Source organism: Microbacterium yannicii (assembly GCF_024055635.1).
Lineage (GTDB): Bacteria > Actinomycetota > Actinomycetes > Actinomycetales > Microbacteriaceae > Microbacterium > Microbacterium yannicii.
In genome coordinates this window covers 1-24,053 of sequence record NZ_JAMXMB010000003.1, presented here as the reverse complement: position 1 = coordinate 24,053, position 24,053 = coordinate 1, and the positions used below count along the sequence as shown (strand labels likewise).

General features: G+C 70.8%; 21 protein-coding genes, 1 tRNA gene and 1 pseudogene. 13 read left to right on the top strand and 10 right to left on the bottom strand.

The features are described 5' to 3' along the window. Positions 1-2: 2 nt before the first annotated feature. Together NCG93_RS00410 and NCG93_RS00405 are read right to left on the bottom strand one after the other, a co-directional pair. On the bottom strand, positions 3-485 hold the full coding sequence (locus NCG93_RS00410; RefSeq protein ID WP_194413473.1) for a YbaK/EbsC family protein: 483 nt from the start codon (positions 483-485) through the stop codon (positions 3-5). Beyond that, positions 482-1,291 carry a methyltransferase domain-containing protein gene (locus NCG93_RS00405; RefSeq protein ID WP_194413472.1) on the bottom strand — a complete coding sequence of 270 codons (810 nt, stop codon included), beginning with the start codon at positions 1,289-1,291 and terminating at the stop codon, positions 482-484. The genes NCG93_RS00410 and NCG93_RS00405 overlap by 4 nt, the downstream gene beginning before the upstream one ends. A 193-nt stretch (positions 1,292-1,484) precedes the next feature. On the opposite strand from NCG93_RS00405, the gene NCG93_RS00400 reads away from it, so the two are divergent. The 3 genes from NCG93_RS00400 to NCG93_RS00390 all read left to right on the top strand — a co-directional run bounded on the left by NCG93_RS00400 (position 1,485) and on the right by NCG93_RS00390 (position 5,358). Further along, complete coding sequence (locus NCG93_RS00400; protein WP_194413471.1) at positions 1,485-2,570, top strand: Glu/Leu/Phe/Val dehydrogenase family protein; 1,086 nt, start codon at positions 1,485-1,487, stop codon at positions 2,568-2,570. A gap of 196 nt (positions 2,571-2,766) precedes the next feature. After that, positions 2,767-4,362: an AMP-binding protein gene (locus NCG93_RS00395; RefSeq protein ID WP_194413470.1), complete on the top strand. Its 1,596-nt coding sequence runs from the start codon at positions 2,767-2,769 to the stop codon at positions 4,360-4,362. 201 nt (positions 4,363-4,563) lie between these two features. Then, positions 4,564-5,358, top strand: a complete 795-nt coding sequence (locus NCG93_RS00390; RefSeq protein ID WP_194413469.1) for a ZIP family metal transporter — start codon at positions 4,564-4,566, stop codon at positions 5,356-5,358. Positions 5,359-5,408: 50 nt separating this feature from the next. Here the strand turns inward: NCG93_RS00390 and NCG93_RS00385 are convergent, their stop codons facing one another. From NCG93_RS00385 to NCG93_RS00370, 4 genes are all read right to left on the bottom strand, one after another. Further along, positions 5,409-6,239: a MerR family transcriptional regulator gene (locus tag NCG93_RS00385; protein WP_252787391.1), complete on the bottom strand. Its 831-nt coding sequence runs from the start codon at positions 6,237-6,239 to the stop codon at positions 5,409-5,411. Positions 6,240-6,313: 74 nt separating this feature from the next. Continuing rightward, entirely contained in the window at positions 6,314-7,627 is a 1,314-nt protein-coding gene (locus NCG93_RS00380) for an HNH endonuclease signature motif containing protein (protein ID WP_194413468.1), read from the bottom strand. A gap of 273 nt (positions 7,628-7,900) precedes the next feature. Continuing rightward, on the bottom strand, positions 7,901-9,931 hold the full coding sequence (locus tag NCG93_RS00375; protein ID WP_194413467.1) for a glycosyl hydrolase family 28-related protein: 2,031 nt from the start codon (positions 9,929-9,931) through the stop codon (positions 7,901-7,903). Between the two features lie 402 nt (positions 9,932-10,333). Then, on the bottom strand, positions 10,334-11,590 hold the full coding sequence (locus NCG93_RS00370) for a glutamyl-tRNA reductase (protein ID WP_194413466.1): 1,257 nt from the start codon (positions 11,588-11,590) through the stop codon (positions 10,334-10,336). Between the two features lie 17 nt (positions 11,591-11,607). Here NCG93_RS00370 and hemE point away from each other — a divergent pair, with 17 nt between their 5' ends. From hemE to NCG93_RS20430, 7 genes and pseudogenes are all read left to right on the top strand, one after another. After that, positions 11,608-12,666: a uroporphyrinogen decarboxylase gene (gene hemE, locus NCG93_RS00365; protein WP_194413465.1), complete on the top strand. Its 1,059-nt coding sequence runs from the start codon at positions 11,608-11,610 to the stop codon at positions 12,664-12,666. Further along, positions 12,659-13,879, top strand: a complete 1,221-nt coding sequence (locus tag NCG93_RS00360; protein WP_194413464.1) for a protoporphyrinogen/coproporphyrinogen oxidase — start codon at positions 12,659-12,661, stop codon at positions 13,877-13,879. Before hemE ends, NCG93_RS00360 begins: the two co-directional genes overlap by 8 nt. A gap of 710 nt (positions 13,880-14,589) precedes the next feature. Next, a complete protein-coding gene (gene hemQ / locus NCG93_RS00355) occupies positions 14,590-15,273 on the top strand; it encodes a hydrogen peroxide-dependent heme synthase (RefSeq protein WP_194413463.1) in 684 nt (227 codons plus the stop codon). Beyond that, positions 15,270-16,187, top strand: coding sequence for a hydroxymethylbilane synthase (gene hemC / locus NCG93_RS00350; protein ID WP_194413462.1), 918 nt, complete (start codon positions 15,270-15,272; stop codon positions 16,185-16,187). Before hemQ ends, hemC begins: the two co-directional genes overlap by 4 nt. Further along, on the top strand, positions 16,184-17,161 hold the full coding sequence (hemB, locus tag NCG93_RS00345) for a porphobilinogen synthase (protein WP_194413461.1): 978 nt from the start codon (positions 16,184-16,186) through the stop codon (positions 17,159-17,161). The genes hemC and hemB overlap by 4 nt, the downstream gene beginning before the upstream one ends. Further along, a complete protein-coding gene (gene hemL, locus NCG93_RS00340; RefSeq protein ID WP_194413460.1) occupies positions 17,158-18,507 on the top strand; it encodes a glutamate-1-semialdehyde 2,1-aminomutase in 1,350 nt (449 codons plus the stop codon). The genes hemB and hemL overlap by 4 nt, the downstream gene beginning before the upstream one ends. A 10-nt stretch (positions 18,508-18,517) precedes the next feature. Beyond that, a pseudogene (locus NCG93_RS20430) lies at positions 18,518-19,009 on the top strand (O-acetyl-ADP-ribose deacetylase); the annotation flags it as partial. A 515-nt stretch (positions 19,010-19,524) separates the two neighbouring features. On the opposite strand, the gene NCG93_RS00330 reads toward NCG93_RS20430, so the two are convergent. The 4 genes from NCG93_RS00330 to galU all read right to left on the bottom strand — a co-directional run bounded on the left by NCG93_RS00330 (position 19,525) and on the right by galU (position 22,481). After that, positions 19,525-19,597 (bottom strand) — tRNA-Ala (locus NCG93_RS00330). A 66-nt stretch (positions 19,598-19,663) separates the two neighbouring features. Beyond that, complete coding sequence (locus tag NCG93_RS00325; protein WP_194413458.1) at positions 19,664-20,728, bottom strand: coiled-coil domain-containing protein; 1,065 nt, start codon at positions 20,726-20,728, stop codon at positions 19,664-19,666. Between the two features lie 199 nt (positions 20,729-20,927). After that, positions 20,928-21,557 carry a GNAT family N-acetyltransferase gene (locus NCG93_RS00320; protein ID WP_194413457.1) on the bottom strand — a complete coding sequence of 210 codons (630 nt, stop codon included), beginning with the start codon at positions 21,555-21,557 and terminating at the stop codon, positions 20,928-20,930. 36 nt (positions 21,558-21,593) lie between these two features. Further along, on the bottom strand, positions 21,594-22,481 hold the full coding sequence (galU, locus tag NCG93_RS00315) for a UTP--glucose-1-phosphate uridylyltransferase GalU (RefSeq protein ID WP_194413456.1): 888 nt from the start codon (positions 22,479-22,481) through the stop codon (positions 21,594-21,596). 81 nt (positions 22,482-22,562) lie between these two features. Between galU and NCG93_RS00310 the strand changes: the two genes are divergently transcribed. From NCG93_RS00310 to mscL, 3 genes are read left to right on the top strand one after another with little or no spacing between them, the layout of a single operon-like run. After that, on the top strand, positions 22,563-23,159 hold the full coding sequence (locus NCG93_RS00310; RefSeq protein ID WP_194413455.1) for a 5-formyltetrahydrofolate cyclo-ligase: 597 nt from the start codon (positions 22,563-22,565) through the stop codon (positions 23,157-23,159). A gap of 17 nt (positions 23,160-23,176) precedes the next feature. Next, on the top strand, positions 23,177-23,476 hold the full coding sequence (locus NCG93_RS00305; protein ID WP_194413454.1) for an FmdB family zinc ribbon protein: 300 nt from the start codon (positions 23,177-23,179) through the stop codon (positions 23,474-23,476). A 43-nt stretch (positions 23,477-23,519) separates the two neighbouring features. Continuing rightward, positions 23,520-23,933: a large conductance mechanosensitive channel protein MscL gene (mscL, locus tag NCG93_RS00300; RefSeq protein ID WP_194413453.1), complete on the top strand. Its 414-nt coding sequence runs from the start codon at positions 23,520-23,522 to the stop codon at positions 23,931-23,933. The last annotated feature ends 120 nt before the right edge of the window (positions 23,934-24,053 follow it).

Sequence of the window (24,053 nt, the reverse complement as noted above, 5' to 3'; positions counted from 1 at the left end):
GCTCAGTCGACCTTGGCGACCGTCCCACCCGTGAGGCGCACGAGCTCGTCGAACGTCATCGGGAAGACGGTGTGCGGAGTGCCTCCGGCGGCCCAGATCTCGGGGTACCGGGCGAGGTCTTCGTCGACAATGGTGCGGAGCGCCGACGGATGCCCCGTGGGCGCGACCCCGCCGATCGCCTGCCCGGTGGCCTCGCGCACCTGCTCGGGTGTCGCACGCTGGATCTTGCCGAGATCGAGTCGCTCGGCGAGCGCCGCGGTGTCGACGCGGTGGGCGCCGCTCGTCATGACGAGGAGCGGCGCGCCGTCGCAGAAGAAGACCAGGCTGTTGGCGATGGCTCCCACCTCGACACCGAGGGCCGCCGCCGCCAGTGGGGCGGTGGAGGCGGCATCCGGAAGCACCACGATGTCGCCGCGGATTCCGGCGGCGCGGATGGCGTCGTGGACGAGACGGCTGCGTGCGGGCAGCGAGGCGGGCGTGGTCACCGGGCGGCCTCCTGACTCGTTCCGTGCGCGAGGATCTCGCCGTGCGGCATCAGCAGCCAGCCGTCCTCGGCCGCGGCCCACTCCCGCCACGCCTCCGAGATGCGCTGCAGCTGCGCGTCATCGGCGCCCGTCGCGCGCGCCGAGTCGGCGAAGGCCGACTGCAGGACGCGGTCGGCCCACATCCCGCCCCACCAGGCCCGGTCGCCCTCGTCTTCGAACAGCCACAGCGACGCGGTGGCCCGGATGTCGCCGAGTCCGGCTTCCCGCGCCCAGGCCTTCAGCCGGCGTCCGGCAGCGGGCTCGCCCGCGACGCTGCGGTGGGTGGTGAGGTAGAGCGTGAGCCATTCGTCGAGCGCGGGAATCAGGGGGTACCAGATCACGCCCTCGTAGTCGACATCGCGCGCGGCCACGACCCCCTCCTGCCCGGCGACCCTGCCGAGCTCGCGCAGCATGTCGACCGGCCGGTCCACGTGCTGCAGCACTTGGTGGGCGTGCACGATGTCGAACTCGCCGTCGTCGTACGGCAGGGCGTACGCATCGCCGACCTCGAACGAGAGGCCGCGCGCTGCGTGGTCGGCGGAGGCCTGCGCGATCACGTCGGCCGAGGCATCCGTCCCCACCACACGACCGGGCGCCACCAGCGCGGCGAGATCCGCCGTGATCGAGCCGGGTCCGCTCCCCACGTCGAGCACAGAGAGCCCGGGGCGCAGGTGCGGCAGAAGGTAGGCGGCGGAGTTCTCGGCGGTGCGCCAGCGGTGCGACCGCAGGACGCTCTCATGATGACCGTGGGTGTAGGCGTCCGGCATCCATCGATGCTATCGATCGCGCGCACTCTGGTGACGCATGCGCAGACTTCTCGCTCCACGCCTCGCAATCTGCGCACTCGCCGACGCCAGGCTTGAACAATCCGGCGAACCGGTGTGCAATGGGAGACGGATGCCGCAACGCCGCGCCATCCGCAGCGCACCGCCCACGAGGCCCGCCGAAGGAAGTATCGCGATGACGCACACTGTGCCCACTCTGCCCCTGCCCGATTTCGCACACGAGCGGGTGGAGGTGATCACCGGACGGCGCAGCGGCCTGTTCCTCACCGTCGCGCTGCACTCGTCCGCGCTGGGCTCGGCTCTCGGCGGCGCGCGGCTGTGGACGTATGCCCACTGGAGCGACGCCCTCGGCGACGCCCTGCGACTGTCGGCTGCGATGACCCTCAAGAACGCCGCCGCGGGCCTCGACGCGGGCGGCGGCAAGTCCGTGATCGCCCTCCCCCCGGGCACGACGCTCGACGCCGATCGCCGGCGCGCGGCCTTCCTGGACCTCGGCGACGCGGTCGAATCCCTGCACGGCCTGTACCGCACCGCGGAGGACGTCGGTTCGACGACCGACGACATGCTCGTCGTCAGCGAGCGCACGGAGCACGTGGTCGGGCTGCCCGACGCCGTCGGAGGCTCGGGCGAGCCCGCGGGCCCCACGAGCCTCGGCGTCTACGAGGCCCTGCGCGCGACCCTCGAGCGTGTCGCCGGCACCGCCGACGTCGCCGGCCGTCGCATCACGATCTCGGGTCTCGGCCAGGTGGGCAGCCGCCTCGCGGTCCGCCTCTCGGCGGAGGGCGCGCGTCTGACCGTGACCGACGTGAACCCGGCCAAGCGCGATCTGGCCACCGAACTCGGCGCCGACTGGGTCACCCCCGGCCAGGAGCACCTGGCGCCCGCCGACGTGTTCGTGCCGGCCGGCATCGGCGGCCTCCTCACCGACGAGGTCATCGACGCGCTCGACGCGAAGGCCGTGTGCGGACCCGCGAACAACCCGCTGGCCGACCACAGCGGCGCCGAGCGTCTCGCCGGTCGCGGCATCCTGTACGCGCCCGACTTCGTCGTGAACGCGGGCGGTGTGATCTACCTCGATCTCGAGGCGAAGCAGCTCGGCACCCGCGCCGAGATCATGGACCGGGTCGCGCAGATCGGCGACACCGTGCGCCGGATCTTCGACACCGCCGACTCCCGCGGAGTGACCCCGCTGGAGGCCGCCGAGGGTCTCGCGGCCGAGCGGCTCGCTGCCGGCGGTCGTCAGCCCGCGCTCGCCCACTGACGGCGGTGACGTCCGGCCGCCGCCGAGGCAGTGGCCCGGCGCAGCGGTGACACTGCGTTCCACCGTCGACGGAATCGCGTGCCAGGATCCGCGATCGGGGTGGCATGATGGTCGCACGGCGTCGCGAGGGTGCGACGACCGGTTGTCCGCGCCACCCCGATCAGAGATCCGCGCCACCCCGATCAAAGGAGATCCGGTGTTCACCAGCCCTCGTCCCGATGTCGAGATTCCCGAACTGAGCATCTACGACTACCTCTTCGCGAGCTTGACCGACGAGGACCTGGGGCGGGTCGCGCTCATCGATCCCGCCACCGGTGCCGAGACGACCTACGGCGCTCTCCGCGGGCAGATCGACCTGTTCGCGGGGGCGCTCGCGGCACGCGGCGTGGGCGTCGACACCGTGCTCGGGCTGCTGTGCCCCAACGTGCCGGCGTTCGCGACGGTCTTCCACGGCATTCTGCGGGCAGGTGCGGCGGTCACGACCGTGAATTCGCTCTACACCGCCGGCGAGATCGAGAAGCAGCTGCGGGATGCCGGGGCGACGTGGCTCATCACGGTCAGTCCGCTGCTCCCCCAGGCGTCGACCGCTGCCGAGGCCGTCGGCATCCCGCACGACCGCGTCATCGTGCTCGACGGGGCTGCCGGACATCCGAATCTCCGGGAGCTGCTCTCCGAGGGTGCCGTGGCGCCGGAGGTGTCGTTCGACCCCGCGACCCACGTCGCGGTGCTGCCCTACTCGTCGGGCACGACCGGCGTGCCGAAGGGCGTGATGCTCTCGCACCGCAACCTCGTCGCGAACGTGGCGCAGTGCGTGCCCAACATGAACCTCGAGCCGACGGATCGTGTGCTCGCGGTGCTGCCGTTCTTCCACATCTACGGCATGACGGTGCTGCTGAACCTCGCCCTGCGCAAGCGCGCGAGCCTCGTCACGATGCCGAAGTTCGACCTCGTGGAGTTCCTGACGAACATCCAGAAGTACCAGTGCACCTACCTGTACATCGCTCCCCCGATCGCGGTGGCTCTCGCCAAGCACCCGATCGTCGACCAGTTCGACATCTCGAGCGTGCACACGGTGTTCTCGGGGGCGGCACCGCTGGACGGCGAGACTGCCGAGATCGCCGGCCGCCGGATCCACGCCCGCATGCTGCAGGGCTACGGCATGAGCGAGTTGAGCCCCGTCTCGCACGCGATGTACTACGGCCGCGACGACGAGCCGGTCAGCTCCGTCGGCGGGATGCTGCCGAACACTCTCAACAAGCTCGTCGACACCGAGACGGGCGAAGAGATCACCGAGGTCGGCCCCGACGGCGTCACGAAGCCGGGCGAGCTGTGGATCAACGGGCCGAACGTCATGCTGGGGTACCTGAACCAGCCTGAGGCGACAGCTGAGACGCTCGATGCCGACGGGTTCCTCCACACCGGCGACATCGCCGTGTACCACGAGGGCGGTTACTTCTCGATCGTCGACCGGGTCAAGGAGCTCATCAAGTACAAGGGCTATCAGATCGCGCCGGCAGAGCTCGAGGCGCTGCTGCTGAGTCATCCGAAGGTGATGGATGCCGCGGTCATCGGCGTGCTCGACGACGACAAGCAGGAGATTCCCAAGGCCTTCATCGTGCCCGCGCCGGATTCCGGGCTCACCGAGGACGAGGTCATGACGTTCGTCGCGGAGCAGGTCGCCCCGCACAAGAAGGTGCGTCGTGTCGAGTTCATCGAGGCGATCCCCAAGTCGACCGCCGGGAAGATCCTCCGCAAGGATCTGCGGGCGCGCGAGGCGGCCGCCACCGTCTGAGCGCACAGGCGATCACGGCCCCGGCGGGCGCGTTCCGCCAGGGCTCTCCGCATCCGCGGTTCGCCCTCGCCGCTTCCGCTTCCGGTCGTTGAGCGAGCGAGCGCCGGCGAGCGAGACGAAACGCCTCCAGCGCCCGGCCGCCCCGGCGTACCTCTCGTCGCGCCTCCTGCGCTGGACGACCCCGGCCACTAGGTTGGCGCCATGAACGACGTGTGGCTCGCCGCGCTGAGCGGCCTCATCGGCGGGGGCACACTCCTGCTCGGCGCGGCCGTCGCGTGGTTCATCGCGATCCCGCAGCGGGTCGTCGCAGGCATCATGGCGCTCGGCGCCGGTGTGCTGATCTCGACGCTGGCCTTCGAACTCGTCGAGCAGGCCGCCGAGGACGGTGGGCTGGTGCCGACGACGATCGGCTTCCTGGGCGGCGCGGTCCTCTACATCGTCGCGGATCAGCTGATCTCCCGCCCGCGCAAGGCCCGGGTCTCCTCGGCGAGCGCGACCGGACAGGATGCCGCCCCCGGCGAGCTGCCGTCGAACATCGTGGCTCGGCGCGCGGCGGGGGCGGCCGGCAGTGCGGGCGTCGTGATCGCCGTCGGTGCGCTGATCGACGGCATCCCGGAGTCCATCGTGATGGGTCTGTCGGTGCTCGAGGGTGGGATCAGCATCCCCATCGTGGCCGCCATCGCGATCAGCAACATCCCCGAAGGGCTCGGATCGACGGCCGCCCTCAAGCGCGGCGGCAGGAGCGGTCGCTATGTGGCGGTGCTGTGGGTCGGAATCGCCCTTGTCACCGTCGTGGCGGCGGTCGTCGGCTACGTCGCCTTCCAGTCGGCTCCGCCGAACCTCATCGCGCTCATCACGACCATCGCCGCCGGCGGCCTGCTCGCCATGGTGTGCAACACGATGATCCCCGAGGCGTTCGACGAGCAGCACGCCCTCACCGGGCTGTGGGCGACGATCGGCTTTCTCGGCGCGTTCCTGCTGCACGAACTGACCTGACCCGTCGATGCGAGGGGCGACGGGTCAGGTCAGCCTCGATCGGCGGACTCTCAGGCCCTCTCGACGGGGACGATGAGATCCGTGACCCACTCCGACTGATCGAGCCCGGGGCCGGCCTCCACGTAGACCTCGCGTGTGGGGCCCACGATGCGGTAGCCGTCCTCGACGACCTGGCTCATCAGCGTCATCCACGACCTGCCGATACTCGGCATGTCTCCGTGGTGCGTGAGAACGCCGGCCGTCGGGATGTGAGGCAGTTCGACCACGTGGTATCCCTCGCCCGGGACCGGCTCGGGGTCGGCCGTGAAGCTCACGTGCACCGAGAGCTCCTCGGAGTCCGGCACGGTCTCGTACCAGAAAACGCCGGGCTCACGCGGAGCACGGCCTGCGGCACCGAGCGCCCCATCGAGGCGTTCCAGCAGCGGCCCGATCACGGGTGAGACGTTCTCGGGTCCCATCCCCGGTGCGCGTCCGCCGACGGCGTAGACGGTGACGGGGGCGATCGGACGGTATTCGACAGCGGACATGGCGTTTCCTTCCAGGGCGCGGAGACGTTCGTCGATGTGTGAGAGCCGGTCCTGATCGGCAGCGATCGAGGCCTCGAGCTGAGCACGACGCTGTTGCAGCGCCTCGCGCATGGCGGCGGATCGATCTGGAGCTGACAGGACATCGCCGATCACATCGAGACCGCAGCCGAGCTCGCGCAGTTCGACGAGTCGCAGCAGGTCGGCCAGCTGCGCGTCGGCGTAGTGGCGGTAGCCGGTGCGATCGTCGACGTGCGCGGGAGGCAGGATGCCGATCGCGTCGTAGTGACGCAGCATCCGTACGCTCACCCGCCCGATCGCGGCGAAGTCTCCGATGGTGTACATGGTGGAGTCCACGTTCGGCCCTGACACAGTGTGAGAGTCAACCAGAAGACCGAGAAATGCGACAGGCTGCGGCATTCCCGGTCTCCTCAGAACGGCGCGTTGCTCGCGTCGCCTGCGCGGGCGCTGCGGAAGACCGGAACCTTGCGTTCGGGCTGCACCACGTAGCGCCGCCCGGTGGGTGAGATCCACTCGAGAGCGCCGCCCGATCCTGGAACCTGCGTGACGACCCAATCGGTGTTGTCCTTGACGAGATGGTGGCCTTTGCACAACGGGGCGTGGTTCTCGAGCGCCGTCTCGCCCTGGTCTGCCCACCTGATCTGATGGTCGACCTCGCACCGGGATGCCGGCACCCCGCAGCCAGGACCCATGCATCGATCCGCTCGCCATTTCACGAGCTTCTGTAGCGCGGCCGGCGGAGCGTACCGGTCCCGGCCGACGGACAGGACGACGGCTGTCTCCGGATGCGTGAGCACTCGCATCCACTTCGCCTCGCCGCCGCAGAGTTCCCTGGCGCGCGACAGCGGAACCGGCCCGACCCCTTCGACCACCGGCGGGTCACCGGCCGCGGCAGCCTCGTCGTCGAGCAGCGACAGCACCGGCACGGTCACGACGACCGCGGCCCTGATGCCCGATGCCGCGGCCGGAAGGTGCGCGGTCGTGCCGTCGATGAGAAGGTCGGCGACGACGTCGGCGCGGATCTGATCGAGTGTCCGCGTCTCGCCCGGCGACCCCTTGATCGCCTTCGCCATCGCCGTCGCGCGACCGAAGATGGCGTGCAGCTCGACCTGCGGACCATGCAACATCAGGAGACCCATGCCGTCGGCGCCGGATTCGACGACCACCCGACGACCACCGAGTGCCGCGGCGTGACGCTCTTCGAGAGTCCTGCTCTCGAGCCGAGCGATGAGGTCGCGGAGGCCGCGCCGGAATGTTCCGACCGGCTCCGTCTCGGCGAGCGCGACAGCACGCTCGACGACGTCGGCTCGCAGCTCGGGCGTGACCTGATCCACGAGGTCTACGAAGATCTCGGCGTGCTTCTCGGTGATGCGCGCGCCCGACAGTGCATCGAGGGCACTCGGATAGCGGTTGACCAGAGCATCGGCCTGCATGAGCAGGCGCCCTGCCGCGTACTCGGTGATGCGCATTCCCGCCGAGAGCTCGAGCCGGATGGACCGCTCCGCCATCTCGACCGCGCCCGCCCCTCTCCCGAGGATCGGCGCGAGTGCCTCATGCCGCATCGCCTCGATTCTGCGGAGCCGTTCAGCGGCGAACACCGCGAGCATCGTGGCGGACTCGAGCACCAAGTCGACGGCATCCGGCACAGGCGGCAGGAACTCTTCATCGCCTCCGTCGGCGCATCCGGACCCCTGGGGATCGCGATGCGGCGCAGGATGGCTCATGCCTCCAGCATAGAACATACCTTCGAATGTCACAAGCAGTTTCCGTCAGATGTACCCCCTGGCCAGCTCCGCAGTCGGCGGAGGACCACCGCGCCTTCGGCTGGACGATGCATGCCCCGGCTGCCACGCCCTTCGACCCGACCGCGCCGCCACACGTCCACGCGGGTGTTCGCAACGTGCTCACCCAACGTGTGCCCGCGGGACGCATGCAGACGGACGGATGCCGCGCCCCACAGCGGGACGCGGCATCCGTTTCATTCATCAGACAAGCCGCTACGGCTGCCCCCACGGCGACGGCGCCGGTGGCGCCACTACCGGCGGACGGTCATCGCAGGTGATGGTGTTGGGCAGCTCCCACGCCGCCATCCAGGGGCCTGTCGTTCCGCCGCCGTCGTTGCCGCCCAGGTCGGCGACCGAGAACTCCGACCCGGTCGGCGGGAAGCCGAACGAGCCGCAGTTGTTGATGCCGACGGCTCCGACCCCGCGCGCATCGACGTTCTCGAACGACGCACCGCCTTCCACTCGGGCGCTCAGCACCGACGTGCCGGTGCCGTCGATCCGCAGATCGGCGAAACTGACGTCGGTCATCGAATACAGGTCCTTCACGCCCCACTCCGACACCAGCATGATCGCGTTGTAGGTGCTGTCGAGATAGTGGTCGCCAGTGACGCGGATGCCGCTGATCGAGCCCTCGAGGGCGTAGATCCACAGCGATCCCATGCCGATGTTCCAGTTCAGCTCACGCGTACCCGCACGGACGGTGGTGTTGTCGCGGAAGGTCAGCGTTCCCGCGAACGGGTGCGCCCCGAACCGCGATCCGGCGTGCAGGGCGCTGCCCTCGCGGATCGTGTCGGCCACCAGGTTGCCCGACACGGTGTTGTCGGTGCCGCCGTAGATCGCGATGCCGTTGGCGAGCGTCGGCGTCTGCACGGTGTTGCGCTCGAACGTGTTGCGCGCGTTGGTGAGCGCCGTGCCGCCCTTCGCCTCTGCCCACATCGCCAGGGCGTCGTCGCCGGAGTTGCGCACGAAGTTGTTCCGCGCGACGGAGTCGGTGACGCCGATGTGGAAGTTCAGCGCGTCGGCGATCTGGTCGACGATGATGTTGTCTTCGACGACGACATTCGACATCGGGCCGTCGAACCACAGTCCCACCTTGGTGTGCTGGATGTGCAGCTCAGAGAACGACGAGTCGTGGAACGCCCCGCCGATCGCGTTCACCTGATCGGTGTCGATGCGCGCGCGCACGTCGCCTTCGATGGCGAACCCGCGCAGGTGCACGTCGGTGCTGCCGCCGGCCGCGGCATCCTTGCCGTAGAAGCCGACGCCGGTGTGCGTCGAGCCGTCCGGAGCCGGCGTGGCGAGCGCGACCTCCGACCCGAAGACCGTCGTGTACCAATGGCCCGCGCCCTCGATCGTGACGTCGTCGACGACGATGTGCCGCTCGACGCGGTACCTCCCCGGCGGCACGTACACGGTGAGCCCGACCTTCTGGGCGAAGGCGATCGCCCGCTCGAATGCGGCCGCCGAGTCCTTCCGCGCGGTCGGGTCGGCGCCGAACACCAGGACGTTCGACGCCTTGAGCTTCACGTACGGCTTGCCCACGAGCTCCGTGTCGATGAGGTCGATGACGGTCCACGCGACGCCCGCCGGGGCGGTGAGCCGCACGGTCTCACCGGCTTTGTACGTCTTGTGGAGCAGCAGTCGCTCCTCGTCGTAGAACTTCATCGGGCGGAACGGCTTCGCCGGTTCGAAGTCCGGCTGGTCGAATTGCGGGACGCACGCGCACTCGGCGAGCCACCAATCGGGATGCAGCAGCCCGGCGTTCGGATCGTTCGTGAAGGGGTACTGGTTGTAGAGGTAGGCGTACTCCGACGTCATCTTGAGCGACGCCGTATGCGGGCCGACCTTCACCGCGAGCGGTGCGGTGAGACCGCCTCCGTTCGGGGCGTCGGGGATGCTGTACCGAACGGTGAGGGCGTTGGCCGAGGCGGGCAGCGTGAACTCGACGTACTGTCCGGCGGTCAGCCGCACGGCCGACCGCCCCGAGGCTTCGGCCTCGATCGTGTAGGCCTCCCGGCCGCGGCCGATGATCGTGCCGTTCGTGACGGCGTTCTCCGCCTCCTGCTCGAGGAAGGCGACGTCCGCGCCACGTCCCTCGACGAGCGCTGGGTCGAGCCCCGCACGCGTCACGACTGGCGTTCCGCGGCCGGGCGGTGCGGCGACGGCAGCCGGTGCCGCCATCAGCGCTCCGACGGTGAGGGATGCCGCGGCCACGGCCGCGACGAGGGATCTGGGTCGTGTCATCGTCGACTCGCTTCATCCGGGGTGTGACGGGCGCCGGTGCCCGCTCAGCACTCAATGTAGGCGGGAACGACGCATCCTCTCAACTTTTGCAAGCTGAATTGCGTAATTCTGTCCTCTTCTTGCGTCGCGGTGAATTTCGCGCCGAGAACTTGCGGCCGCTTGCGCAAACCGCACTCACGTCGCCCGTCCCTCGTCTCGCGTCCCCGCCCCCTTGGGTTGACTTGCCACAGATGTACGCGACACGCCCGGCGTGTCGTACATATACGGCAAGTCAGCGAGAACCCGGGGCGGGGCACAGCGAGGAGAGCAGCGCGCGATGCGCCATGCGGCGGAGAACGCCGCGCGCGACCGCGCGGAACGCGGCGCAGTGTGCGTCACACGCCCGCGGGCGTCGGGGATCCGCTACGCGGTTTCCCAGAGGTCGTCGTCGTCCGCGCTGTCGACCGCGCCGGGCGCGTCGATCGACAGTCCGTGGAGCAGCTCGAGCGCCGCGCGCACCTCATCGATGCGGCCCTCGACCACGAGTTCGCGGATGCGCACGGACGGCTGATGCAGCAGCACGCCGGCGAGGTGCCGCAGCGCCGCCTCGACCTCGTCACCGGCGCCGCGCGAACGCGCCCGAGTGATCTCATCGTCGAGCGTCTTCAGCACCTCGGTGCGCAACGCCGTGATGGCCGGCCCGGCGAGACGGTCGGCGTGGAACTCGGTCGCCGCGTCTCCGACGATCGCGCGGGCGTCGGCGTGCGCGCTGAACTCCTGGAGGGGTGCGTGCAGCCGGATGGTCTCGAGGTCGAGCAGCTCGACACCGGCGACCAGACCGACGGCCGGGTCGACGTTGCGCGGCAGCCCGAGGTCGATCACGAGCACCCGGCGCCCGGGAACGAACGCGTCGGCGTGCACGACCGCGTCGGCGGTGCAGGTGATGACGACGTCCGCCTGGGCCGCCGCAGCGGCGAAGTCCGAGACCGGGATGAGTCCGTGCTGCGTCGCGAACGTCTGCGCGCGACCCGACGGAGAGAAGACGTGGATGTCGCCGGCACCGCGAGCGCGCAGCGCATCGACGGTGCGCTGCGCATAGCGACCCGTGCCCACCAGCACGACGCGGGCCGCGGCCCAGTCGGCGACGCGGCTCGAGGCGAGTTCGAGGGCGAGGCGCACGAGTGAACGGTGCGCGCCGCGCAGCTGCGTGCGGTTGCGCACCCCACGGCTGGTGTGGGTGGCCTTCTGGAAGAGGCGCTCCAGCTCGCTGCTGGTCATGCCGTCGGCGCGCGCGGCATCGAGAGCGCGGCGCACCTGGCCCGAGATCTCGTCTTCGCCGACGACCATCGACTCGAGTCCGCTGGTGACGGCGAACAGGTGGGCTGCGGCATCCGCTCCCTGATGCACCGCGACGGACGCGCGCAGCAGATCGACCGGGACATCGGATGCCGCGGCCATCGCCTCGACGACGGACTCCACGGCGACGGCCTCGCCGCCGGTGAGCGGCTCGTCGATGTCGAGATAGGCCTCGAACCGGTTGCACGTCGCGAGCACGACCGCGCCGGACACGAACAGCTCGTCATCCACGAGAGCGCGCGTCGCCGTGGGCGCTCCCACAGAGAGACGCTCCAAGATGTCGAGGCTCGCGTTCCGATGGTTCGCGGTCAGACAGAGGAGCACAGACCTAATCTTAACGTGTGTCGTTGCATGACTCTCACCCTTCCGTCCTTCAGAGAAACCATCCCCCCGCGCTGATACGCGCGTATCGGGGTGATCGTCCGACCCGGACGCCGGTGTGGTTCATGCGCCAGGCAGGGCGCTCCCTCCCCGAATACCGCGAGCTGCGCGTGGGCACCGACATGCTCGACGCCTGCCTGAACCCCGAACTCGCCAGCGAGATCACGCTGCAGCCCGTGCGCCGCCACGGGGTGGACGCGGGCATCTTCTTCAGCGACATCGTGATCCCGGTGCGACTGTCGGGCGTCGACGTGCACATCGTCGCCGGCCGCGGTCCGGTGCTCGAGAACCCGGTGAGAACGGCGGCGGATGTCGCGGCCCTGCCGCCGCTCGACCCCGAAGCCCTCGCCCCCATTCGTGAAGCGGTCGCACTCACGGTCGCCCAGCTGGGCACGACGCCGCTCATCGGCTTCGCGGGCGCCCCGTACACGCTGGCGTCGTACCTGGTCGAGGGCGGACCGTCGAAGGAGCAGCTGCGCACGCGGGCGCTGATGCACTCCGACCCCGAGACCTGGGCGGCCCTGCTGACGTGGTGTGCCGAGATCACCGGCGCCTTCCTCGCCGCGCAGATCGAGGCGGGTGCGTCCGCGGGACAGCTCTTCGACTCGTGGGCGGGCTCGCTGAGTCTCGCCGACTACACCACGCATGTCGCGCCGTTCTCGGCGCGCGCGCTCGAGCCGGTGCGCGAGCTCGGCGTGCCGCTCGTGCACTTCGGCGTCGGCACCGGCGAGCTGCTCGCGGCGATGCGCGACGTCGGCGTCGACACGGTCGGCGTCGATTGGCGCCTGCCGCTCGACGAGGCCGTCCGACGCGTCGGGCCCGACGTCTCGGTGCAGGGCAACATCGATCCCGCGCTGCTGCGCGCCCCGTGGCCCGTCCTCGAAGCCCACATCGTCGACGTGCTGGAACGGGGGCGTGCCGCCCGCGCCCACGTGCTCAACCTCGGCCACGGCGTTCCGCCCGACACCGACCCGGCCGTGCTGACGCGCATCGTGGAGTTCGTCCACGCGCATGGCTGAATCCTCGGCGGCCGGGCGCTTCTCCGTCGTCGGAGGCGGCGTCGCGGGCCTGGTCGTCGCCAGACGGCTCGCCCGGTCGGGCGCGGCGGTGACCCTGTTCGAGGCATCCGATCGCCTCGGTGGAACCGTCGCACGGCACGACGTCGGCGGCATCGCACTGGACGCCGGCGCCGAGAGCTTCGCCGTCCGCGGCGGAGTCGTCGCGGGGCTGCTGGCGGAGCTCGGCCTCGCCGACGACATCGTCGCCCCCGCGCCCGGCCCGGCGTGGCTCCAGCCCGTGGTCGGCGACGCGGTGCCGTTGCCGGCGACCGCGCTCCTCGGCATCCCGTCCGACCCGCTCGCCGACGACGTGGTGCGCGTGATCGGCCGCCGGGCGGCGGAGCGGGCGGTCGAGCTGGACGCTCGCCCGCTGGGAGCAGTGCCGCCGACACTCGGCGCCCTCGTCCGCGAGCGCTACGGCGACGACCTGCTCGACCTCCTGGTGGCCCCCGTGGTGCACGGCGTGCACTCGCAGCACCCGGACGAGGTGCCCGTCACCCGCGCGCACCCGGGGCTCCCCGATGCTCTTGCGAGCGCCGGGTCTCTCGGTGGCGCCGTCGCGCAGCTGCGTGCCGCCGCTCCCCCGGGCGCCGCTGTCGCGGGCATCCGCGGGGGCATCAACCGCCTCGTGCCCGCGCTGGCGGAGGATCTGGCGCGCCTGGGCGCCGACATCCGCCTCGGCACCCGCGTCGACGACCTCGCAGCGCTCGACGGCACGGTCGTCGTCGCCGCCCCCAGCCTCGCCGCACCCGCCGCTCCGGGGCGCCGCATCGACCTCGTGACCCTCGTCGTGGAGCAGGACGAATTGGATGCCGCGCCTCGCGGCACCGGACTGCTCGTCGCCGCCGGGGCACCGGTCGGCGCCCGGGCCCTCACCCACGCCACCGCGAAGTGGGCGTGGCTGCGGGATGCCGCCGCCGGCCGCCACGTGCTGCGCCTGTCGTACGATCTCACTCCCGCCGATCCCGTCGCCGCCGCCCGCGCCGACGCCGAGATGCTCCTCGGCGTGCCGCTGCCGGTGGTGGTCGACGCCGCACACGTCTCGTGGGTGCGGCCCGCCGCGGTGAGCCCGCCCGCCGGGCTCACGGTCGTCGGGGAAACCGTGGCAGGGTCAGGCCTCGCCGGCCTCATCGCCCACGCCGAGCGCACGGCATCCCAGCTCCTCGCCCGCTGACCCGCGCCACCGTCTCCCCGCGCCCCCCGGCGCATTCTTGGCGACTCGCCGAAAGTAACCGACTCCAACGCAACCCCGGGGAGTCCAGTCGCCACGAATCACCACGATGCAGTGGATGTCTTGGCGACTCGCCAAAATCGCCTTCCCGGCAACGAGACGGCGCAGACCGCACGCCGATCCTGGCGAGTCGCCACGAACCCACCGCGAACCCTGCACGTCATGGCGACTCGCCAAAATCGCGTTCTCGGCCACCGAGGGCGCAGGCCGCACGCCGCACGCCCGATCCTGGCGAGTCGCCACGAACCCACCGCGAACCCTGCACATCTTGGCGACTCGCCAAAATGGCGCTCCCGGCAAGCGGAGGGGGCAGACCCCACACCAGATCCTGGCGAGTCGCCACGAACCCACCCCGAATCCTGCACATGTTGTCGACTCGCCAAAATGTGTTCCTCGGCAACGGGACGGCGCAGACCGCACGCCGATCCTGGCGAGTCGCCACGAACCCACCCCGAATCCTGCACATCTTGGCGACTCGCCAAAATCGCCACACCCGCGCCGACGCCACGCCGACCAACCGCGGGCCACCCTGCGACGCACCGCTACGACCCAAAGCTCCGACCCAAAGTTCCGACCCAAAGCTCGGGCCCAAGGCTCCGGGAGCAGATCGGCGGGCGGGCAGCACGCTGGGCGCGGAGTGAAATGATGGAGGTATGACCGATGTCTCGGCGAGCCCCTCCTCTGAAACCCTCGGCTACACCCTGTGGGCCGTGTTCCGACGTGACGTCCAGCGCCCCGCGCCGGCCGGCGATCTGACGGCAGCGGTCGCCGAGGTCGAGGCATCCGGAGTCACCGTGCGCGGCTTCTACGACGTGTCGGGCCTGCGAGCCGACGCCGACCTCATGATCTGGCTCACCGGCACCGGCGTGGCGCCCGAGGCGCTGCAGTCGGCCCTGCGGACCCTGCGGCGCGCCGAGCCCCTCGCCTCGCTGCTGCCGGTGTGGAACGCGATGGGCGTGCACCGCGACGCCGAGTTCACGGCCAGCCACCTGCCCGCATTCATGCGCGACAAGGACCCCGAGGCGTGGCTCACCGTGTACCCGTTCGTGCGGTCGTACGACTGGTACATCCTGCCCGACGAAGAGCGACGCCAGATGCTCGCCGATCACGGCCGCAAGGGTGCGGCGCACCGCAGTGTCCTGAGTAACACCGTCGCATCGTTCGCCCTCGGCGACTACGAGTGGATCCTGGCGCTCGAGGCGCCGGAGCTCGTCGAGCTGGTCGACCTCATGCGCGACCTCCGCCAGACGGAGGCCCGCCGCCACGTGCGCGAAGAGGTGCCGTTCTACACCGGCCGCCGCATCGCAGTCGACGAGATCGCCGAGGTGCTCTCATGACCGCCCTGCGCATCGGGACGCGCGGCAGCAAGCTCGCGCTCGCGCAGACGGGCATGGTCGCCGACGACCTCTCCGACGCGACCGGCGTGACCACCGAGCTCGTCACCATCACCACCGACGGCGACCGTTCGAACGAGCCGCTCTCCCGCGCCGGCGGCACCGGCCTCTTCACGGGAGCCCTGCGCGACGCCCTGCTGGCGGGCCAGTGCGACGTCATCGTCCACTCCCTCAAGGACCTGCCCACGGCGCCGCACGATCAGCTCGTCGTCGCCGCGATCCCGGCGCGCGAAGACCCGCGCGACGCGCTCTGCGCGCGGGACGGACTCACCCTCGCCACCCTCCCCGCCGGTGCACGTGTCGGCACGGGCTCGCCTCGGCGCATGGCGCAGCTGCGCTCGCGCCGCCCCGACCTCGAGGTCGTCGACATCCGCGGCAACGTGGACACCCGGCTCGGCAAGGTCACGAGCGGGGAGCTGGATGCCGTCATCCTCGCCGCCGCCGGACTCCGCCGCATCGGCCGTACCGAGGTGGTGACCGACTACCTCGACGCCGACTCCTGGCCGACGGCGCCGGGGCAGGGCGCCCTCGCGATCGAGGTGCGCCGCGGCGAGGAGGACCTCGTCAACGCCCTCGACCACGCCGAGACCCGCGCCGCCGTCGAGGCCGAGCGCGAGGTGCTCGCCCTGCTCGAGGCCGGATGCTCCGCGCCCGTGGGGGCACGGGCCGTCGTCGACGCAGGATTGCTCCTGCTGTCGGCACGCGTCTACAGCCTGGACGGCGCCACCGCCCTGACGTCCTCCCACGCCACCACGTGGCCCGAGGACGAGGGCGACCCACCGCGGGAGGTCGCGGCATCCGTCGCCCGTGAACTGCTCGATGCCGGCGCCGCCGGCCTGACGGGAGAACGCCCGTGACGTACGCCCCCTCCGACCGCCCCCGCCGCCTACGCGCCACTCCGGCGATGCGGCGCCTCGTCGCCGAGACACGACTGCACCCCGCCGAGCTGATCCTCCCGATGTTCGTGCGCGAGGGCGCCACCGAGCCGGTGCCGATCTCGTCGATGCCGGGTGTCGTGCAGCACACGACCGAGAGCCTGAAGCGGGCGGTGACGGATGCCGCGGCCGCCGGCATCGGCGGCATCATGCTGTTCGGCGTGCCCGAGCACAAGGACGCGACCGGCTCCGGCGCGACCGATGCCGACGGCATCCTGAACGTCGCGACCCGCATCGCGGCCGCGGAGGCCGGCGACGCGCTCGTCGTGCAGACCGACCTCTGCCTCGACGAGTTCACCGACCACGGCCACTGCGGCGTGCTCGATGCGAACGGCTACGTCGACAACGACGCGACCCTCGAGCGCTACCGCGACATGGGTGTGGCGCAGGCGGAGGCGGGCTCGCAGCTGCTGGGCCTGTCGGGCATGATGGACGGCCAGGTCGCCGCCGTGCGCGACGCGCTCGACGACGCCGGCTTCGCGAACACCCCCATCCTGGGCTACGCCGCCAAGTACGCCTCGGCCTTCTACGGACCCTTCCGCGAGGCCGTCCAGTCGTCGCTGGAGGGCGACCGCCGCACCTACCAGCAGGACCCCGCGAACCGCCGCGAGGGCGCACGCGAACTCGACCTCGACCTCGCCGAGGGCGCCGACATCGTCATGGTCAAGCCCGCGATGAGCTACCTCGACGTGCTGTCGGATGCCGCGGCCACCAGCCCCGTCCCGGTCTGGGCCTACCAGGTCTCGGGCGAGTACGCGATGATCGAGGCCGCCGCGGCGAACGGCTGGATCGACCGGCGCCGTGCCATCGAGGAGTCGGTGATCAGCATCCGCCGCGCCGGCGCCGACGCCGTGCTGACCTACTGGGCCCTGGAGCTTGCGGAGTGGATCCGATGACGACCAACGCACAGGAGTTCGCCCGCGCGCGCGGCGCGATGCCCGGCGGAGTCAACTCGCCGGTGCGCGCCTTCGGCTCGGTGCACGAGACGCCCCGGTTCTTCGCGTCGGCGACGGGTCCGTACGTGACCGACGTCGAGGGCCGCGAGTACGTCGACCTGGTGGGCTCGTGGGGTCCCGCGATCCTCGGGCACGCACATCCCGCCGTCGTGAAGGCGGTGCAGGATGCCGCGGCCCACGGCCTCGGCTTCGGTGCGAGCACGCCCGGCGAGACGGAGCTGGCCGAACTCATCGCCGCCCGCGTGCTTCGACAGGCTCAGCAAACGGGGTCCCCGGTCGCTGAGCCTGTCGAAGCGCACCCGATCGAGCGGGTGCGCCTGGTCTCGACCGGCACCGAGGCGACCATGACGGCGATCCGTCTCGCGCGCGGCGCGACCGGGCGCGATCTCATCGTGAAGTTCGCCGGGCACTACCACGGCCACTCCGACGGCCTGCTGGCCGAGGCTGGATCGGGCGTCGCGACGCTGGCCATGCCGGGCTCGGCGGGCGTTCCCGCGCCCATCGCCGCGCAGACGCTGGTGATCCCCTACAACGACATCGACGCGGTGCGCGAGGTGTTCGCCGCGCGCGGCGCCGACATCGCCGCCGTGATCGTGGAGGCGGCCCCTGCCAACATGGGCATCGTTCCACCGGCGCACGGCTTCAACGCCGCTCTCGCCGACATCGCCCACGCGCACGGGGCGCTGCTGATCCTCGACGAGGTGCTGACGGGCTTCCGCGTCGGACCCGCGGGCTGGTACGGCATCGACCCGGTGCCCTTCTCCCCCGACCTCGTCACCTTCGGCAAGGTCGTCGGCGGCGGGCTCCCACTCGCCGCGCTCGGCGGCTCGGCGGCGCTCATGGAGCTGCTCGCGCCGCTCGGGCCGGTCTACCAGGCCGGCACGCTGAGCGGCAATCCGCTCGCCGTCGCGGCCGGGCGGGCGACGCTGGATCACCTCGACGCCGACGCCTACGCCCGCATCGACGCCGCCGCGACGACGATCGCGGATGCCGCGGCATCCGCTCTCTCGCAGGCCGGCGTCACGCACGTCGTGCAGCGCTCCGGCAACCTGTTCTCGATCCAGTTCGCCGCGGAGGCGCCGGTGGACTACGACACGGTGAAGGCGCAGGAGGCGTTCCGCTACGCGCCCTTCTTCCGTACCATGCTCGCGCAGGGCGTCTCGCTGCCGCCGTCGGTGTTCGAGGCGTGGTTCGTGTCGGCCGCCCACGACGACGCCGCTGTGGCGCGCATCGTCGAGGCGCTGCCGGCCGCAGCCCGGGCGGCCGCCGAGGCGACCACGGGCTGAGAACGGGCACGTGACCACGCTGATCGCCGTCCGCGGCGACATCACCGCCCAGACGGCCGATGCGATCGTCAACGCCGCGAACAACGCCATGCGCGGCGGTGGCGGCGTCGACGGGGCGATACACCGCGCCGGCGGACCCGAGATCCTGCGAGACTGCATCGCGCGCTTTCCGAACGGCCTCGCCACCGGTGACGCCGGCTGGACGACCGCGGGCAGGCTTCCCGCGAAGTGGGTCGTGCACACGGTGGGGCCGAACCATGCGGCCGGCCAACGCGACCGCGGGCCGCTTGAATCCTGCTACCGGCGCTCGCTCGAGGTCGCCCAGGATCTGGGTGCCCGCAGCATCGCGTTTCCCCTCATCAGCGCGGGCGTGTACGGGTGGCCGCGGCGTGAGGCCATCACCGCCGCGATCGACACGATCGCGGCCACTCCTGCGACGTCGATCGACAGCGTCGCCCTCGTCGCGCACGACGAACGTGCCTACGACGAGATCTCCTCGGCACTCGCGATGACGACATCCGTCCGCATCCTGCAGGGCGTCCGCGAGCTGCACCGGCGGGGATTCCACCGACTGCGGGTGCAGCCCGGCATGGCACCCTCCGGCATGCATCACCGCATCGTGTTGACGGATGCCGCCGACCCGGGCGCGACGATCCACTACACGTCGGGCGCCGCGACCGACTTCGCGGGCGGCATCGCCGACGCCATGACCACACCGCCCGCCGTCGCCGCGCTCATCCTGGGGGCGCTCCCCCGCCTCGCCGCGACGAACGACGCGCCCGAGTACGCGGCCTGGTTCGCCGGCCTCCTGGCGGCGGTCGAACCCGAGCATGCGCTGCCCGTGTCGTTCGCCGACTACTTCGACGACAGCGCCGGGTGGGAGATCGGCTGGGGCAGCGGACTGCGGTATCCGGCACCGCCTCGCTGACGCCGCCGCGCGTCGAGCTCACCGTACCGAAAAGCCTGGCCGATCAGCCAAAGCAGAAGGCCCCCGCCATGGCGGGAGCCTTCTTCCGGTGGACCTGAGGGGAATCGAACCCCTGACCTCCTCGATGCGAACGAGGCGCGCTACCAACTGCGCTACAGGCCCGTGAACCTCAGAAACACTATCACGGTTCGAACCCCGTCCCGAATCGACGGGGCCCCTCCGAGGGCCCTATTCGCCTGCCGCGCGACGGCTCAGCAGCTGCCGAACATGAGCCTCGATCTCGGCGTCGTCGACGTATCCCATACGGGTGTATTCCGACTCCGCCGACGTCGCGCGGGCGGTACGCGCGGTCTCGATCGACGGGGGCTGCTGCGCCTCGGCGCGGGCCAGCATCGCCTGTTCGAGGGCGGCCTGTCGCAGCGCCGCGCGGGCGGCCTCGGCATCCAGCACCGCTGCTGCTCGAGAGCCGGCCGACGCGGTGAGTGGGCGCGGAAGGTCCCGCGGGGCCCATTCGCGCGGCTCGCGCTCCAGCGCGACGTCCTGCAGCTCGGCGGCGCTCCGCAGCTCCGCAGCACGCCGGAGCCGGCCTTGGCGCCCGGAGGCGGCATCCACTCCTCCGCGAGCAGCGGCACGCGCCGTCACTCGCGAGAGGCGGTGCAGTGTCAGACCCGACACGGTGACGAGCGCGACGCCCAGCCACAGCAGCGTCTGGGCACCGGCCGTCACCGTCTCGAAGACTCCCCATGCGGTCACTCCGAGACCGCCGACGCCCACGGCGGTCGCCACGAGGCGGAAGACGCGGCGCACTCGCGCGCGACGTGCGGCGGGGATCGCACGTGCGGCGGCGAGCTCGGCGCGCGCAGCCTCCTCGGCTGCGGCGCGCGCGGCGCGTGCACGTTCAAGGTCCACCCGAGCGGCGGCGTCGGCCGCGATGCGCTCGGTGCGGACGCGTTCGCGCTCAAGGCGCGCGGTGGCCTCGGCGACCTCACGCTCGGTGCGGGCGCGCTCGAGGTCGACGCGGGCCTCGTGGAGCGCCGCATGCTCGCGCTCCGCGAGTGCGCGGTGGGCGAGTCGCTGCTGCGCGGCGGCGGTGCGCGCGTTCAATTCGAGGCGCACCTCCTCCGGCGTCTCGCTGGTCTCGGCCAGCACCCGCAACGCCTGGTTCAGTCGCACCGCGTTGCGCTCGGTCGCGTCGTACTGCCGGCGGCTGTGCCATGACGGAAGCAGATAGACCAGCCACAGGCCCACGGCGACGAGAACGATCACTCCCCCGCCCCACACCTGCCCACCCATGCAGACCACGGTATGCGACGGATGCCGATGCCCCCGGCACGCGCGGGCGTGTCCGCCAACACCGCAGGCAAATCCCATCCCTGCACCGGGGCTCATTCAGCGACCGGACAGCCACGCCCGATCCCGCGCATGACCGGCCAGAATCACCGGACACGCAGGCCCACCGTGGACCGTGCTCGAATCGGCACGGCCGATGGGGTCAGGCGTGCAGGCGGTCGGCAGGCGGGACCGTGGCCGCATCCTGCGGGGCGCGTCCCGAGATCCAGCGCTGCAGCACGCCCTCGGGCACATCCTCGCGGACGAGGGCGAAGGCGTAGTGGTCACGCCAGTCGCCGTCGATGTGGATGAAGCGACGGCGCAGGCCCTCGTAGCGGAACCCCAGCTTCTCGACCACGCGAAGGCTGGCGCGGTTCTCGGGGCGGATGCAGATCTCCATGCGGTGCAGCCGCAGCTCCGAGAAGCAGACGTCGGTGGCGAGCGCCACGGCGGTCGGCGTGATGCCCCGGCCCGCGAACCGCTCGCTCACCCAGTAGCCGATCGTCGCCGACGCGAGGGACCCGCGCGCGATGCCCCACACGTTCAGCTGGCCGGCGATGTCACCGTCGGACTCCATGACGAACGGCACGCCGGCGCCGTCCCGGTACTGCTGGAGCAGCCGACGGACGCCCATGCGCATGTCGAAGGAGACCGGCCCGTCCGGGCTGGTCGCCTCCCACGGACGCAGCCAGCCGCGATTGGACAGCAGCTCGTTCTGCAGCACGCGCGCGTCGCGCTGCTTCACGAGCCGGATGGCCACCGACCCGTGCCTGCGAGGAGCCGACAGATCCACGAGACTCCCTCGAACGGGCGGCGTCGGATCCGAAGATCAGAGGGTCGCCGCGAAATCCTTGAACCAGGGGCGCAGTGCGGGGCCGAGATCATCGCGATCCGCCGCCAGCTGCACGATGGCCTTGATGTAGTCCACCCTATCGCCGGTGTCGTAGCGGCGGCCACGGAAAACCACACCGTATACGCCCGGGCCGTCGGGGTCCGCCGCCAGCTCCTGCAGTGCGTCGGTGAGCTGGATCTCGCCGCCCTTGCCGGGCTCCGTGCGCTCGAGGATCCCGAACACGTTCGGCGACAGCACGTAGCGGCCGATCACGGCGAGATTGGAGGGGGCGTCCTCGGCGTTGGGCTTCTCGACGAGGCCGTTGACCTTGACGACGCCGTTGCCGTCGGTCGACTCGACCGAGGCGACGCCGTAGAGGTTGATGTGCGCGGGGTCGACCTCCATGAGCGCGATGATGGCGGCACCGGTGCGCTCGTGCTCCGCGATCATCGTGGTGAGCAGCTCGTCGCGCTCGTCGATCAGGTCGTCACCGAGCAGGACGGCGAAGGACGAGTTGCCGACGTGCGCCTTGGCACGCAGCACGGCGTGCCCGAGGCCCTTGGGCTCACCCTGGCGCACGAAGTGGATGTCGGCCAGATCGCTCGACTCCAGCACGCGGTGCAGGCGGTCGGTGTCGCCCTTGTCCTTCAGCTTCTCCTCGAGCTCGGGCACCGAGTCGAAGTGGTTCGAGATCGCGTTCTTGTTGCGGCCGATGATCACGAGGATGTCGTCGATGCCGGCTTTCGCGGCTTCTTCGACCACGTACTGGATCGCCGGCTTGTCGACGACGGGGAGCATCTCTTTGGGCATCGCCTTCGTTGCCGGAAGGAAGCGCGTGCCGAGACCGGCGGCCGGAATGACGGCCTTGATCGGAGAATGAGGCATGCCCCCGAGTCTAGAGGGCACCTCCGTGGGCGGATTTCGCACACGACCGGGAGTGGAGCGGCGCGCCGTAGAATCGACACCATGTCCGACGCCATCGCCGATGCCAAGCGCGCCCTGCGCGCAGAGCTCCGCGAGCGCCGCCAGCTGATCACCCCCCAGGCGCGCGAACTCGCCGAGGCCGGTGTCCGCACTCAGCTCGACGCCCTCGTCGCCGAACACGCGGCGCAGTCGATCTCCTGCTTCCTGTCGACCACCAGCGAGCCGGGCACACGTTCCTTCGTGACGGATGCCGTGGCCCGCGGCATCCGCGTGCTCCTTCCGGTGACGCGCACCGACGGCCTGCTCGACTGGGCGGTCGCCACGCCCGAGGGCGATATCGCCGAGGGCATGTTCGGGCTCCCCGAGCCCGTCGGCGAACTGCTCGGGCCCATCGCCGTGAACGACGTCGACCTCCTGATCATCCCGGCGGCGTCGGTCGACAGCACCGGCATGCGGCTCGGATGGGGGCGCGGCTTCTACGACAAGACCCTCGGGTCGATGGAGCGCTGCCCGCCCGTGTACGCCGTCGTCTTCGACTCCGAGTTCGTCGATGAGGTCCCGAGCGACGAACTCGATCAGCGCGTCACCGGCGTCGTCACGCCCACGCGCACCATCACCCTCGCGCCCACCCGGCGCTGACACCCACCGAGAGAGCCATGCCCACCTACGCCTACGCCTGCAAGGAATGCGGTCACCGCTTCGACGCGGTGCAGTCCTTCGCCGATCCGACCCTCACCGAATGCCCCGAGTGCGGCGGCGTCCTGCGCAAGGAGTACGGCTCCATCGGCGTGACGTTCAACGGCTCGGGCTTCTACCGCACCGACTCGCGCGCCGGCACGAAGTCCGCCGACGCCGGCACGAGCGGGGGGAAGGATGCCGCGACTGGCGCCTCCTCGTCGACTTCGACATCATCGAAGTCCGAGGCGAAGGCCTCACCCGCGCCGTCCGGATCCTGATCGTCCGGAGCCCCCGGTGCGGGTCGACACCTAGGGGGTATCCGTGATCAAGGGCTTCAAAGAATTCATTCTGCGCGGCAACGTCATCGACCTCGCGGTTGCGGTGGTCATCGGCGCCGCGTTCACCGCGGTGGTGAATGCGATCGTCTCGAGCATCATCAATCCGATCATCGCCCTCGTCTGGAAGCCGGACGAGAACGGCACCATCGGCATCACGGTGAACGGTCTGTGGGGACCCGTGACGTTCCCGATCAACGAACTGATCAACGCGATCATCGCCTTCCTGGCGGTCGCGATCGTCGTCTACTTCGTCTTCGTGCACCCGATGAACGTGCTCAAGGAGCGGGCAGCGGCCAAGGCCGGGATCACGCCCGCCGACCAGGAGCCGAAGCTGCCCACCGAGCAGGAGCTCCTCGTCCAGATCCGCGACCTCCTGGAGAAGACGCCCGGTCGCTGACCTGGCGCAGTCCGTCGACGAGAGGCGTTTCGTCTCGGTCGCTGGCGCTCCCTCGCTCAACGACCGAAACCTCTCTCCCGGTCGTTGAGCGAGCGAGGAACGAGCGAGACGAAACGCGCC

Bases quoted from the DNA above. Each gene is read 5' to 3' on its own strand.
- NCG93_RS00305 (WP_194413454.1), top strand. From the start codon at position 23,177: ATGCCCACCTACGCCTACGCCTGCAAGGAATGCGGTCACCGCTTCGAC.
- galU (WP_194413456.1), bottom strand. From the start codon at position 22,481: ATGCCTCATTCTCCGATCAAGGCCGTCATTCCGGCCGCCGGTCTCGGC.
- hemL (WP_194413460.1), top strand. From the start codon at position 17,158: ATGACGACCAACGCACAGGAGTTCGCCCGCGCGCGCGGCGCGATGCCC.
- hemC (WP_194413462.1), top strand. From the start codon at position 15,270: ATGACCGCCCTGCGCATCGGGACGCGCGGCAGCAAGCTCGCGCTCGCG.
- NCG93_RS00390 (WP_194413469.1), top strand. From the start codon at position 4,564: ATGAACGACGTGTGGCTCGCCGCGCTGAGCGGCCTCATCGGCGGGGGC.
- NCG93_RS00375 (WP_194413467.1), bottom strand. From the start codon at position 9,931: ATGACACGACCCAGATCCCTCGTCGCGGCCGTGGCCGCGGCATCCCTC.
- NCG93_RS00310 (WP_194413455.1), top strand. From the start codon at position 22,563: ATGTCCGACGCCATCGCCGATGCCAAGCGCGCCCTGCGCGCAGAGCTC.
- NCG93_RS00360 (WP_194413464.1), top strand. From the start codon at position 12,659: ATGGCTGAATCCTCGGCGGCCGGGCGCTTCTCCGTCGTCGGAGGCGGC.
- NCG93_RS00405 (WP_194413472.1), bottom strand. From the start codon at position 1,291: ATGCCGGACGCCTACACCCACGGTCATCATGAGAGCGTCCTGCGGTCG.
- hemQ (WP_194413463.1), top strand. From the start codon at position 14,590: ATGACCGATGTCTCGGCGAGCCCCTCCTCTGAAACCCTCGGCTACACC.
- NCG93_RS00400 (WP_194413471.1), top strand. From the start codon at position 1,485: ATGACGCACACTGTGCCCACTCTGCCCCTGCCCGATTTCGCACACGAG.
- NCG93_RS00380 (WP_194413468.1), bottom strand. From the start codon at position 7,627: ATGAGCCATCCTGCGCCGCATCGCGATCCCCAGGGGTCCGGATGCGCC.
- NCG93_RS00325 (WP_194413458.1), bottom strand. From the start codon at position 20,728: ATGGGTGGGCAGGTGTGGGGCGGGGGAGTGATCGTTCTCGTCGCCGTG.